The sequence below is a fragment of the Staphylococcus sp. HMSC062H10 genome, from assembly GCF_001836945.1.
Lineage (GTDB): Bacteria > Bacillota > Bacilli > Staphylococcales > Staphylococcaceae > Staphylococcus > Staphylococcus aureus.
Window position 1 is genome coordinate 368,465 of record NZ_KV830972.1, and the last position, 12,097, is coordinate 380,561.

General features: G+C 32.5%; 15 protein-coding genes. 2 read left to right on the top strand and 13 right to left on the bottom strand.

Going from position 1 to position 12,097, the window contains the following annotated elements; genetic code table 11:
• Positions 1-48: 48 nt before the first annotated feature.
• The 12 genes from HMPREF2658_RS04475 to HMPREF2658_RS04535 form a co-directional block, all read right to left on the bottom strand.
• Positions 49-1,539 (bottom strand): S41 family peptidase, encoded by a 1,491-nt coding sequence (locus tag HMPREF2658_RS04475; protein ID WP_000342148.1) that lies wholly within the window; start codon positions 1,537-1,539, stop codon positions 49-51.
• 191 nt (positions 1,540-1,730) lie between these two features.
• On the bottom strand, positions 1,731-1,952 hold the full coding sequence (locus tag HMPREF2658_RS04485) for a YozE family protein (RefSeq protein WP_070854220.1): 222 nt from the start codon (positions 1,950-1,952) through the stop codon (positions 1,731-1,733).
• Positions 1,952-2,452, bottom strand: a complete 501-nt coding sequence (locus HMPREF2658_RS04490; RefSeq protein ID WP_000473654.1) for a PTS sugar transporter subunit IIA — start codon at positions 2,450-2,452, stop codon at positions 1,952-1,954. The genes HMPREF2658_RS04485 and HMPREF2658_RS04490 overlap by 1 nt, the downstream gene beginning before the upstream one ends.
• Before the next feature lie 11 nt (positions 2,453-2,463).
• Positions 2,464-2,892, bottom strand: coding sequence for a peptide-methionine (R)-S-oxide reductase MsrB (gene msrB / locus HMPREF2658_RS04495; protein WP_000913317.1), 429 nt, complete (start codon positions 2,890-2,892; stop codon positions 2,464-2,466).
• Positions 2,885-3,418, bottom strand: coding sequence for a peptide-methionine (S)-S-oxide reductase MsrA (msrA, locus tag HMPREF2658_RS04500; protein WP_000159902.1), 534 nt, complete (start codon positions 3,416-3,418; stop codon positions 2,885-2,887). Before msrA ends, msrB begins: the two co-directional genes overlap by 8 nt.
• Positions 3,419-3,503: 85 nt before the next feature.
• Complete coding sequence (fakB2, locus tag HMPREF2658_RS04505; RefSeq protein WP_000166049.1) at positions 3,504-4,343, bottom strand: fatty acid kinase binding subunit FakB2; 840 nt, start codon at positions 4,341-4,343, stop codon at positions 3,504-3,506.
• A gap of 14 nt (positions 4,344-4,357) precedes the next feature.
• Positions 4,358-4,837, bottom strand: a complete 480-nt coding sequence (locus HMPREF2658_RS04510) for a dihydrofolate reductase (protein ID WP_000175742.1) — start codon at positions 4,835-4,837, stop codon at positions 4,358-4,360.
• Between the two features lie 199 nt (positions 4,838-5,036).
• Positions 5,037-5,993: a thymidylate synthase gene (locus tag HMPREF2658_RS04515; RefSeq protein ID WP_000934885.1), complete on the bottom strand. Its 957-nt coding sequence runs from the start codon at positions 5,991-5,993 to the stop codon at positions 5,037-5,039.
• 423 nt (positions 5,994-6,416) lie between these two features.
• Positions 6,417-6,854 (bottom strand): bacilliredoxin BrxA, encoded by a 438-nt coding sequence (gene brxA, locus HMPREF2658_RS04520; protein WP_000995282.1) that lies wholly within the window; start codon positions 6,852-6,854, stop codon positions 6,417-6,419.
• 15 nt (positions 6,855-6,869) lie between these two features.
• A complete protein-coding gene (locus HMPREF2658_RS04525) occupies positions 6,870-7,994 on the bottom strand; it encodes a virulence factor (protein ID WP_000404632.1) in 1,125 nt (374 codons plus the stop codon).
• Positions 7,995-8,030: 36 nt separating this feature from the next.
• Positions 8,031-8,282, bottom strand: a complete 252-nt coding sequence (locus HMPREF2658_RS04530; RefSeq protein WP_001165814.1) for a NifU N-terminal domain-containing protein — start codon at positions 8,280-8,282, stop codon at positions 8,031-8,033.
• Between the two features lie 11 nt (positions 8,283-8,293).
• Positions 8,294-8,488: a zinc-finger domain-containing protein gene (locus HMPREF2658_RS04535; RefSeq protein WP_001795441.1), complete on the bottom strand. Its 195-nt coding sequence runs from the start codon at positions 8,486-8,488 to the stop codon at positions 8,294-8,296.
• A 244-nt stretch (positions 8,489-8,732) separates the two neighbouring features.
• Here HMPREF2658_RS04535 and HMPREF2658_RS04540 point away from each other — a divergent pair, with 244 nt between their 5' ends.
• Positions 8,733-9,437, top strand: coding sequence for a queuosine precursor transporter (locus HMPREF2658_RS04540; protein WP_000282160.1), 705 nt, complete (start codon positions 8,733-8,735; stop codon positions 9,435-9,437).
• A gap of 239 nt (positions 9,438-9,676) precedes the next feature.
• Positions 9,677-10,078 (top strand): ribonuclease HI family protein, encoded by a 402-nt coding sequence (locus HMPREF2658_RS04550; RefSeq protein ID WP_001062932.1) that lies wholly within the window; start codon positions 9,677-9,679, stop codon positions 10,076-10,078.
• A 58-nt stretch (positions 10,079-10,136) separates the two neighbouring features.
• Here HMPREF2658_RS04550 and HMPREF2658_RS04555 read toward each other — a convergent pair.
• On the bottom strand, positions 10,137-12,097 hold a 1,961-nt coding region (locus tag HMPREF2658_RS04555; RefSeq protein ID WP_141758282.1), incomplete at its 5' end, for a DUF1542 domain-containing protein.

Sequence of the window (12,097 nt, forward strand, 5' to 3'; positions counted from 1 at the left end):
AGCGTGTCATTAACATAATAATAATACAATTTTAGTAGTGTGTATCGCCTATTTTAAAATATTAATCAATTTATCGAGAACATCATCATGTTTATTAGCTTTTTCAACTAATAACTCAGTAAATTTATTATTCGTTTCTTTATTAAATTCACCAGTTACCTCGAGTTTATTCGCTTGTTGGAAAGCTTTAACTTGATTTTCTAATGCTTGATCAAATTGCGTTGATTCATTATCAACTTTATAACCTAAAGCTGATAAACCAATTTTAATAGTTTTAATATTTTTATCATCGTCTCCAACTTTAAATGTTTTCGTATTAGGAATGACATTTAAAGATTGATATTTAGGTGTGTCAATAGGAACGTCTGGTTTAATGCCTTTACCGTGAATATAATGACCATCTGGCGTTAACCATTTCATTTCAGTATATTTTAACAACGAACCATCTTTAAACTCTCTTGTAGTTTGAACGACACCTTTGCCGAATGTTTTTGACCCATAAACTTTAGCTTTATTATAGTCCTTTAGCGCACCCGTAAACACTTCAGAAGCGCTAGCTGAACCTTCATTCACTAAGATGGATATATCCATGTCTTTCGCTTCTTTTAACGCATCATTAGAAGTTTGAATTGCTTCAGTATCTTTACCTTTTTCTAGTTTAACAACAGTTTTTCCTTTATCGATAAAAATATTTGCCATTTTAACAGCTTCATCTAGTAGTCCACCTGGATTATTTCTTAAATCTAAAACAATCTTTTTCAAACCATCTTTGTGAGCTTTAAGAACTGCATCTTTCAATTCACCTGATGTATCATTCTGGAATTTATTAATAGTAATAACGCCAACCTTACCTTTTTTCTTATACTCAACGCTTTTAACATGAATTTTTTCACGTTTAATCTTAACGTCTTTTTCTTCACTGCCTCTTTGAACAGTTAAAGTTACTTCAGTGTTTTCTTTACCGCGAACGTCTTTGACAACTTCGTCTAATGCTTTTCCTTTAATTGATTTTCCATTTACTTTAGTAATGACATCTTTAGGACGAATGCCAGCACGTTCTGCTGGAGAACCCTTCATAGGGCTAGTAACCATAATTTGATCATTTTTCTTTTGCATTTCTGCACCAATACCTACAAAATCACCTGAAACACCTTCATTAAAGGATTTCGTTTGTTCTTTTGTTAAATATTCAGAATAAGGATCTTTTAATTCTTTGACCATGCCATCAATTGCAGCTTTACTCAACTTGTCAGAGTTCTGTTTTTTATAATAATCACTATTTAAGATTTTATACACATTTTCAATTTTATTTAAGTTTGCTTGATCAGTTTTGTTTAAACCACTTATTTTTTGATTTATAAAAATATATGCAACAACTGTGATGACAGCTGTTATTAGGATTGTACCAATTAAAATTGATATGAAATGCCAACGTTTTAAGTGAACGCGTTTCGATGAATTAGTTTGTTGGTCTTGATTGCTTGTTGCAATTTCAGTGCGTTCATCATCGGATGAAGATGTGTGTTGCTTATCATCCATTGTATCACTTCCTTATTATGTATTATGTACTTTTAAATTCTGTGTAGTTAATCATATCAATTTATGCAAGATAGCGCACCATATTTCACTATAATTGATTAATTTTTAGTCACAACTTAGTTTATTTTAAATTAAAACCAGGATAACAAATTGCATCACCCTGGTTCTAACTATTATTATTAAAAATTATATTAAAATTTTAGCCATTCCGTATATTCTTCATATAAATCATCAAATACAGACATTGGCAATGTGAAATCACCATGTGTCTCAATATAATCAGACAGTATGTTAAAATCATCATCGTGTTTTGGGAAAGCAAGATCGTCAAATATCTCTTCTGCTAGACGAACTTTATCGTCGTGTCGCCCACGAACTGTCATGACAAATTGATAAAACGAATAGTTTTTCATTAGTTCATTGTCACATCAATCACTTTTGTTTCACCTTTAATCACAGCATTTTCATCATAAATATTAATTGAAGCCGCTTGATCTGTGTTAGTAATAATAATTGGTGAAATAACAGACTTAGCGTTATTATTAATATATTCAAGGTTGAATCTTACTAATGGATCTCCGACGTTAACTTCGTCACCACTAGACACTAACACTTCAAATCCTTCACCATCTAGTTGAACTGTGTCTAAACCGATATGAACTAATAACTCTAATCCGTTATCTGCTTTTAAACCAATCGCATGCTTTGTTGGAAAGACATTGTCAACACGCCCTGCAATTGGAGACACAACTTCTCCTTCTGTTGGATTAATACCAAAACCTTCGCCCATCATTTTTTGTGCGAATACAGGATCTGGAATATCTTCAATTTTCACGTATTCTCCAGTTAATGGTGCATAAATTGCGATATCTTTCTGAACTTCTTTGCCTTTTCCGAATAATTTTTTAAACATACTTTCCACTCCTACTTATCAAAATGTGATATTAAATCGCCATAACCCAATTCTTCTAATTTTTCATATGGAATAAATTGAATTGCAGCGGAATTGATACAGTATCTTAAGCCGCCACTTTCTTTAGGTCCATCATTAAAGACGTGTCCTAAATGACTATTTGATTCTTCTGAACGCACTTCAGTTCTTACCATACCAAATGATTTGTCGACTAATTCTATAATTTCATCGTCATCAAGCGCTTTGGAAAAGCTAGGCCATCCGCACTCAGAATGAAACTTTTCTTCAGATGTAAATAAAGGTTTACCAGAAATCTTATCTACATAAATCCCTTTAGCAAAATGATTCCAATATTCATTCATAAATGGTGGTTCAGTGCCATTTTCTTGTGTAACAATATATTCTATATCTGTTAGTTCACTTTTATCTTTTTTAAGCATTTTGATTCCCCCAATGTGATTCTATAAACGCTTTTCTACCTGAACCACGTTGATATTGGTAATAATGTACCGGGTTCTTTTTGTAATAATCTTGATGGTAGTCTTCAGCTGGATAGAAATTTTTATATGGTTTAATAGGTGTAATCACTGGTTTCTTGAAAATACCTTGTTCATTTAATTGTTGCTTTTTAAACTCAGCAGCCTTTTTCTGATGCTCATCATGATAGAAAATGACTGGTTGATAGCTTTCGCCTCTATCGAAAAATTGCCCTTGATCATCAGTTGGGTCAAATGTTTTGAAATATATGTCTAATATATTTTCAAAGGAAGTAACCTCTGGATCAAACGTAATTTGTACTGCTTCGACATGGCCGGTTTGATTCGTACATACCTGTTCATAAGTTGGGTTGTCAACATGACCACCACTATAACCAGATACGACTGACTTGATGCCTGGATATGATGTAAATGGTTTAACCATGCACCAGAAACATCCTCCTGCTAATGTTGCATATTCTTTTGTCATATGAATTACCTCCTCTATCTATCTAATTATAAATTTAGTCTATAAAGGATTGAAATGGAAGTAATTAACACTGAAAAGATTAAATTTACTTCTTAAGGACTACGAGGCCAATCGCACCTTGACCAGTATGCGCAGAAATAACTGGTGTAGTTACATTTATATCGTAATTATTCACATGAAAAGCTTCATTAAAAACTTTCTTCAATTTATCAACATATTCAATGACGTTAGCATGTGCGACACCAACGGATTTGATTTCATGATCTCCTATAAATTCAGCAATTTCCTTTTTCAAGTATTGGATACTAGAATTTTGAGTTCTCGCATTGTGCACAAGCTCTAAGCGACCATCGTCTAGTGTACCAATTGGTTTAATTTTCATAAGATTACCAATTAAACCTTTTGTTTTACTAATTCTGCCACCTTTAATTAATTGATTCAATTGCCCTATAACTACAAATAATTTAATGTTTTCTCTTAAATGATTTAACTTTTTAACTATTTCAGAAGTTGAGACACCTTCTTTTACAAGCTCTACTAGGTGTTGTATTTGATACCCTAAACCAAAAGAAATAGATTTTGAATCAATAACAGTTACATTAGCATCTACCATTTGACTTGCTTGGTAAGCAGTGTTAAATGTACCACTTAATCCTGAAGAAAGATGAATACTTATGATTTCAGCGCCATCTTTTCCTAGTTCTTCATAAGCAGATATAAATTCACCTATGGCTGGTTGACTTGTCTTTACATCTTCATCATTTTCAATATGATTAATAAATTCTTCTGATGTAATATCTACTTGGTCAACGTATGAAGCTCCTTCAATAGTTAAACTTAAAGGGATTACATGTATGTTGTTTGCTTCTAAATATTCTTTAGATAAATCGGATGTTGAGTCTGTCACTATAATCTGTTTTGTCATGGTCATTTTCCCCCTTATTTTTTACGAATTAAATGTAGAAAGGTATGTGGAATTGTATTTTTTTCATCTAGTTTACCTTCAACTGAAGAGGCAACTTCCCAGTCTTCAAATGTATAAGGTGGAAAGAACGTATCACCACGGAATTTACCTTCAATAACAGTAATATACATGTCGTCCACTTTATCAATCATTTCTTCAAATAATGTTTGCCCTCCAAATATGAAAACATGGCCCGGTAGTTGGTAAATATCTTCAATAGAATGAATTGCATCAACGCCCTCTACGTTGAAACTTGTATCTGAAGTAAGTACAACATTTCGACGATTCGGTAGTGGTTTACCAATCGATTCAAATGTCTTACGACCCATTACTAAAGTATGACCTGTTGATAATTTTTTAACATGCTTCAAATCATTTGGTAGGTGCCAAGGTAATTGATTTTCAAAACCAATTACTCGTTGCAAGTCATGTGCAACTAGAATGGATAAAGTCATAATTATCCTCCTTCTTCTATCATTTCATTTTTTATTACTAAGTTATCTTTAATTTAACACAATTTTTATCATAAAGTGTGATAGAAATAATGATTTTGCATAATTTATGAAAACGTTTAACACAAAAAAGTACTTTTTTGCACTTGAAAATACTATGATGTCATTTTGATGTCTATATGGTTAGCTAACTATGCAACGACTACACTGCTATTGGAGCTTTTATTGCTGGATGTGATTCATAGTCAACAATTTCCAAATCTTCATAATTTATGTCGAAAATTGACTTGTCACTATTAATTTTTAATGTTGGAGGATTGAAACTTTCACGTGCTAATTGTGTTTGAATCGCATCAATATGATTTGAATAAATATGTGCATCTCCAAATGTATGCACAAATTCTCCTACTTCAAGTCCACATTCTTTGGCAATAAGGTGTGTCAATAAAGCGTAGCTTGCGATATTAAATGGCACACCTAAAAAGATATCTGCGCTACGTTGGTATAACTGGCAACTTAACTTACCATCTTGGACATAAAACTGGAACATTGTATGACAAGGCGGAAGTGCCATTGTGTCAATTTCTGTTGGATTCCATGCAGATACGATGTGTCGTCTTGAATCTGGATTATGCTTAATTTGCTCAATTACTGTTTTTAGTTGATCAAAATGATTACCATCTTTATCAACCCAATCTCGCCATTGTTTTCCATAAACATTACCTAAATCACCGAATTGCTTCGCAAATGTATCATCTTCAAGAATACGTTGCTTAAATTGTTTCATTTGTTCTTTATATTGTTCGTTAAATTCAGGATCACTCAATGCACGATGCCCGAAATCTGTCATATCTGGACCTTTATACTCGTCTGATTTGATATAATTTTCAAAAGCCCATTCGTTCCAAATATTATTATTATACTTTAATAAGTATTGGATATTTGTATCTCCTTTAATGAACCATAATAATTCGGTCGCTACTAATTTAAAAGAAACTTTCTTTGTCGTTAATAGTGGAAATCCTTTAGATAAGTCAAAGCGAAGTTGATGACCAAATTTCGAAATCGTACCTGTATTTGTGCGATCATTTCGTGTATTTCCTATTTCTAAAACTTCTTCACAAAGACTGTGATATGCTGCATCAAATGAATTCAACATATGCGATAACACCTCATTTTCATTATTTATAGTATGTATATTTAGTTCGATATAATTAAACTTTATGTAGCATTTTGTTATCACTCATTTTAGTAATATGATATTAAAATCATGAATTCCGTTACTTTATTTATAAAATGCTGATTAAGTACCTGCCACATCATAACGTGATCTATGTTTCCAATTGCTAATTGTTTACCCAAATCTATAACTTTAATGCTAAAAAATTTTAAAAAAGAGGTTAACACATGATTTGAATATTATGTTTGATGTCCTATTAAAACAGTTAAATTTCTAGAAAATATAGTTGGTAAGAACGTACTTTATATAACAAATGGAATACAACTATATTCTCTATTTTCAATGACAGACACCATTTTTAATATTATAAAATGTGTTAACCTTTATATTTATTTATGTGTACTATTTACAATTTTCGTCAAAGGCATCCTTTAAGTCCATTGCAATGTCATTAATATCTCTACCTTCGATAAATTCTCTAGGCATAAAATAAACTAAATCTCGACCTTTGAATAAAGCATACGAAGGACTAGATGGTGCTTGCTGAATGAATTCTCGCATTGTAGCAGTTGCTTCTTTATCTTGCCCAGCAAAAACTGTAACTGTATTTGTAGGCCTATGTTCATTTTGTGTTGCAACTGCTACTGCAGCTGGTCTTGCTAATCCAGCTGCACAGCCGCATGTAGAGTTAATAACTACAAAAGTAGTGTCATCAGCATTTACTTGGTTCATATACTCTAATACTGCTTCGCTCGTTTCTAAACTTGTAAAACCATTTTGAGTTAATTCGCCACGCATTTGTTGCGCAATTTCTTTCATATAAGCATCATATGCATTCATATTTAATTCCTCCAATTAAATTGTTCTGTTCGCCATTTGTTTCCATACTGAACCAAGTGCTTCATCTCCGTTTTCAATACGAGATATGGCCATTTCAATTTGTAATTTAACTTCAAACGCATTGTCATTAATATGGGCTTTAAGTGCGGGAAGCTGCTCTGCATTACCTTCATCAAAGATAAACATAGCAGCACGCCACCTAACGATTTTTTGTGGATCATCTAATAGTAGCACCATTTCTGGTAGTGCCTCTGGATACCCTAAATCGCTTATGCAATCCCCTGCAGTTCTTCTTACAGCAGGACTTTTATCACGAAGCCCCTTATATAAATACGGTAAAATTTCTTTACTTTCAATCATTCCTAATAATACAATCGCTTGACGTCTAACCGGTACTTTTTCATCAGATAAAGCTAAATCAAGCAACGGTATATCTTCAAAAGTCGGCTTTGGAAAATGGTTTAACATTCGTAATCGAGTCTTCCAATTATCAGTCGCATGATATTCATCCAAAGAGACATGGCGATAGAAATGATAATTATTAGTTGCGTGATTTTCTTCTAAAGCATGTTTTACCAATACAGGTAACTGTGATTCTGGATAGGTAGCTAGTACTTCTTCTAGGACACCATCCATTACTTCTTCAATATTTCCATAGCGATTTCCTAAATCTAGCCATTTACGCATAAAAACAATATTGTCATGTTCTGTTTGCGCTTGAGTCATATGATCAACATATGTTTGTGGTAATTGTTCTCTTAATTCTTGGTCAGCAGAAGTTAGCTTAATTTGATACGGTATACCCTTAAAAGTTAATAGTTCAGCTTTAATTTCACCAAAATGATTGTCAATTTGTGGGTCTTTTCCAGATTCCAACACCTGACTTTCACCAGAAAAAGCAGCTTTAATATCAGGTAATATGACTTCCCAATCAGCTTTTGGTGCCTTATCAACAGCTAAGAAGTTCATGACATGAAAAATGGAAGTGATACCATCTATAGATAACAACTGATTTATAAATCTTGGTTGATTTTCTTCTACTTTTTTATAAGTATTAGATAACTTGTCTTCTCTTGTATATGACAAAACAACTTTCATTGTATTTGGACTTGGCGTTGGCTCTATACGTAAAATTTCCATATACTTTATCCCCCCGAATACTAGTTGATGAAAAATTTATTCGAATACAGCCTCTACTTTTGGCAATACTGTTTCCCAATTTGCGTCATTTTCTTTATCTACTGAAATAAAGTCCATAACATGGAAAATTGATTTAACACCTTCAACCTTTAAGATGTCATTAATAAAAGCTGGCTGTGAATCATCAACTTTAGTATACGTATCTGATGTCATACCTTCTCTGCTTTCACTAAGTGTAATCTTCATTGTGTTGTGGTTCGGTGTTTCTGATATAGATATAATTTGCATTTGACTTCCTCCTATTGAAGTTCATTTCCTAATTGTTTTATTTCTTTCCCTATTGAACACTCATTGATACAAAAATGATGCGCCTTCGTTTTCCCCTCTAATTTACGCAGACGAGTTTTGATTGGACATTGATTGCAATAAGTATTCATTAAATCATCTATTTTCGCGAGTGCATTTTGCTCTGAAAAAGTTAAAATACGCGACACTTCCTTTATTACTTCAAAATATTGCAACCTTGGAAATAAGTGTTACTGTTTTAAATTTGACATAAAAATATTATAACATTTTTGACCCTAAGATTTGAATGAAACCTTTTACAATTCTATACGTAAAATGTATTTATATTCAAATGCTATTGCATCGCAAACGATTTTTCAGTAAAATGAGTAAGTTATTTATTGAGCGGTTTCTAAACACCCGCATGATCAAAATTTAGGAGGACATTTTAATATGTATAATGAAATTTTAGGACTAGTTACATTTATTGCAACGTTCCTGCTTATGGTACTTATGTATCGCTTTTTTGGTAAACAAGGTTTAATTGCATGGGTTGCAATTGGCACGATCATTGCCAACATACAAGTGATTAAAACTGTAGAAATCTTTGGTATTTCAGCAACTTTAGGTAATGTCATGTTTGCTTCTATTTATTTAGCAACAGATATATTAAACGATATTTATGGGCGTAGAGTTGCAAAAAGAGCAGTTTGGTTAGGCTTTTCATCAACATTAATTATGATTATTGTTATGCAATTGTCATTACATTTTATTCCTGCACCAGAAGATATGGCACAAAAAGCATTACACGCAATCTTTGATGTTGTGCCACGCATTGCTTTAGGCTCAATCGTCGCATATATTATTGGTCAACATATTGATGTATTTATCTTTTCACTAATTAAAAAAGTATTTAGTTCTGATAAAACGTTTTTCATCCGTGCATATGGTAGTACATTTTTAAGCTCAATAATTGATACAGCTTTATTTGTAGCTATCGCATTTATCGGAAGTTTACCTGGTACAGTTGTATTTGAAATATTTATTACAACATACGTACTAAAATTAGCTTCGACAGTTTTCAATGTACCATTTGGATATATTGCTAAATCATTTTATCGTAAAGGTAAGATTGATAAATTGGATCAAGGCTATTAAAGCACTTACTACATAATAGAATAAGTTTTAAAGCTGATATTTGAGAAAATTTTATCATGATGATTTTTTGGGAAGTATATTACAGTACTACGTATTAGAAAATCATCTTTGAATCAGTGAATATTTTAAACACGTGTTACTTATTTAAGTGATGCGTGTTTTTTAATGGATTACCCAACATATTTTGTATTACAGTAATAGTAACTTTAACTAAGTATTGAATAGAAAGTAGGCTTATTATGGCGAAAATAAATTTTGATGCTGCGACGAAAGGAAATCCAGGTATAAGTACATGTGCCATTGTAATCAAAGAAGATGAGCAGCATTATATATATACACATGAGTTAGGCGAAATGGATAACCACACTGCAGAATGGGCTGCTTGTATCTATGCATTGAAGCACGCCCGTGAATTAAACGTTAGCAATGCGTTGTTGTACACGGACTCTAAGTTAATTGCAGATAGTGTTAACGCTGGTTATGTAAAAAATGCAAAATTTAAACCTTATTTTGATCAATTGGAAATATTTGAACAAGATTTTGATTTATTATTTGTTAAATGGATTCCGAGAGAACAAAACAAAGAAGCGAATCAACACGCACAGCAAGCATTGTACAAATTAATTAAAAAGAACAAATAAAAGGAGCACCGACTGACATAATTTCAATCGGTGCTCCTCTTTTTATCGAAGAAACAAATTATTTTTTATTTTTTTTAGATTTCTTTTTCTTCTTTTTAGCTGCTACCTTTTTAGAAGGTTTTTTTGATGCGGACTTTTTCCCTTTGGATTGGTTATCTTTTTGATTTTTCTTTTTAGCCAATAATAAAGGTGCATCATCTTCATTAGATTCAATACTAGTTGTTGTTTCAACATCTACCTCTTTATCTTTGCGTCGTTTTGCGATTAAGAGTGGTGAATGTTCGTTATCTTGCAACACTTTTTCATCTGTGTGTTCATTTGTAACTTCCACATTTTCTTCATCTTCTTTTCTGCGACGTTTCGCAAATAAAAGTGGTAAATGTTTAGTACCTTCTATTGAACCTTTCTTCTTGTCTTTGCTATTATCTCTAATTTCCAATTCTTCCTCTTCATCCTCTTTACGACGACGTTTCGCAATGAAGAACCAGAAGCTAGCAAGTAATCCAGAAATACCAACAACGCCAAGTGCGTTTTTGATAACATTACCAATTCGGTCACCGAAATGACGCATATGAAGTGGATCGATTTCATCATCTTGATCCAATTTCTTTTTATGTCCACTAGTCGTACTGTTATATGGATGATTTACAGTGCCATAACCGATGCTTATATGACTATTAGATTGACCATCTGAATTTGATGAATGTTTGCTATGATCAGATGTTACAATTTGTACTGCTAAAATTCGTGCGATACCATTATTCAATGCAGCCTCAACTTGTTGTGGCGTATGCGCATTATTAATATCTCTGATTGTTTCAAGCACAATTTCGTTAATTCGATTCATTGCTGCTTGTCTTTCTTCAGCAGTTCCTATTGTACTATTTCTAATGCGATCAATTTTATCTGTAGAAATATCTTTAATTTTTGAAATCGCTACTTTTTTACGTTTTTCCAATTCTTTAGCAAATGGATTTGCCACTTTCAGTTGCGCTTTAAATTGATCTAATTGTTGCGTAATTTCATCGATGCTTTGCGCACGTTGAATCGCCTGAATTGATTGTTCTTTTAATTGATTTAATTTAGATATAGCTTCCTGCTTCTCTTTATCAGTTAAATCCTTGCTTGCATTAATTTCATCAATCATATGTTGGATAGCATCAGTAATTGATTTAATAGTATTTGATTTGGCTTGGTCAATTGTAAATTGATCTGGATTAAATTGTTCAATATGCGCTTGTTCTTGGTGTTGAACTTCTTCAACCGTATGAACATCTGCTGCATTGTTAATTTGCTCAATAGCTTGTTGTTTTAGCTTATTAACTTCTGCAATCGCAGCTTCTTTTTGTTCAGGTGTTAATGTTGCGTGATTATTGATATCATTAATCTTTTGTTGTGCCGCATTTTCAATTGATTCAATCGCCTGTTGTTTGACTACTGTCAATTCTTTTTCTACTACTTTCACAGGAACATTAACAATCACTTTTGATCCATCAAGTAATGTTACTTCAACCTTTGCTGTTAAGCTATCAGAAATTGATTCAGTTGACGGTGTATCAATAACTTCTGCTGTAAGCTGATCAATTAAGTTGATATGTGCTAGAATATCTTGTTCTGTAATGATGTCATCACGATGCACAATGAGTTCACCATTAACTAGGATTTGCTCAGGTGTTGCGTCAAAAATTTCATTTACAGCAGGTTGTGCATCAACTTCCCATACATGTGTATTTCTAATATCATCTAATCCTAAATTTAATCCTTGATTTAATTGATCTTTAGTTTGAGCATTTTCAATGTTTTCTAGTGCTCGTTTTTCAGCTTCGTCAATTTCTTTGAGTGCTTTTGCTTTTTGCTCAGGTGTTAAATCAGGGTTTGAATTGATTTGATCACGCTTCGCATTTGCTAATGCTTTAATAGCATTTTTCGCATCTTCTTTAGCTTTCACTAAATCTTTAATGTCTTGTAATGCTTGTGCAAGTTGCGCTTTGGCTTGTTCAATTTCTTCTTTAGTCATCG

Excerpts from the sequence above, each read along its gene's own strand:
- HMPREF2658_RS04540 (WP_000282160.1), top strand. The coding sequence starts at position 8,733 with ATGTATAATGAAATTTTAGGACTAGTTACATTTATTGCAACGTTCCTG.
- HMPREF2658_RS04510 (WP_000175742.1), bottom strand. The coding sequence starts at position 4,837 with ATGACTTTATCCATTCTAGTTGCACATGACTTGCAACGAGTAATTGGT.
- HMPREF2658_RS04475 (WP_000342148.1), bottom strand. The coding sequence starts at position 1,539 with ATGGATGATAAGCAACACACATCTTCATCCGATGATGAACGCACTGAA.
- HMPREF2658_RS04525 (WP_000404632.1), bottom strand. The coding sequence starts at position 7,994 with ATGGAAATTTTACGTATAGAGCCAACGCCAAGTCCAAATACAATGAAA.
- HMPREF2658_RS04490 (WP_000473654.1), bottom strand. The coding sequence starts at position 2,452 with ATGTTTAAAAAATTATTCGGAAAAGGCAAAGAAGTTCAGAAAGATATC.
- brxA (WP_000995282.1), bottom strand. The coding sequence starts at position 6,854 with ATGAATGCATATGATGCTTATATGAAAGAAATTGCGCAACAAATGCGT.
- HMPREF2658_RS04515 (WP_000934885.1), bottom strand. The coding sequence starts at position 5,993 with ATGTTGAATTCATTTGATGCAGCATATCACAGTCTTTGTGAAGAAGTT.
- HMPREF2658_RS04485 (WP_070854220.1), bottom strand. The coding sequence starts at position 1,952 with ATGAAAAACTATTCGTTTTATCAATTTGTCATGACAGTTCGTGGGCGA.
- msrA (WP_000159902.1), bottom strand. The coding sequence starts at position 3,418 with ATGACAAAAGAATATGCAACATTAGCAGGAGGATGTTTCTGGTGCATG.
- HMPREF2658_RS04550 (WP_001062932.1), top strand. The coding sequence starts at position 9,677 with ATGGCGAAAATAAATTTTGATGCTGCGACGAAAGGAAATCCAGGTATA.
- msrB (WP_000913317.1), bottom strand. The coding sequence starts at position 2,892 with ATGCTTAAAAAAGATAAAAGTGAACTAACAGATATAGAATATATTGTT.
- HMPREF2658_RS04530 (WP_001165814.1), bottom strand. The coding sequence starts at position 8,282 with ATGCAAATTATATCTATATCAGAAACACCGAACCACAACACAATGAAG.
- fakB2 (WP_000166049.1), bottom strand. The coding sequence starts at position 4,343 with ATGACAAAACAGATTATAGTGACAGACTCAACATCCGATTTATCTAAA.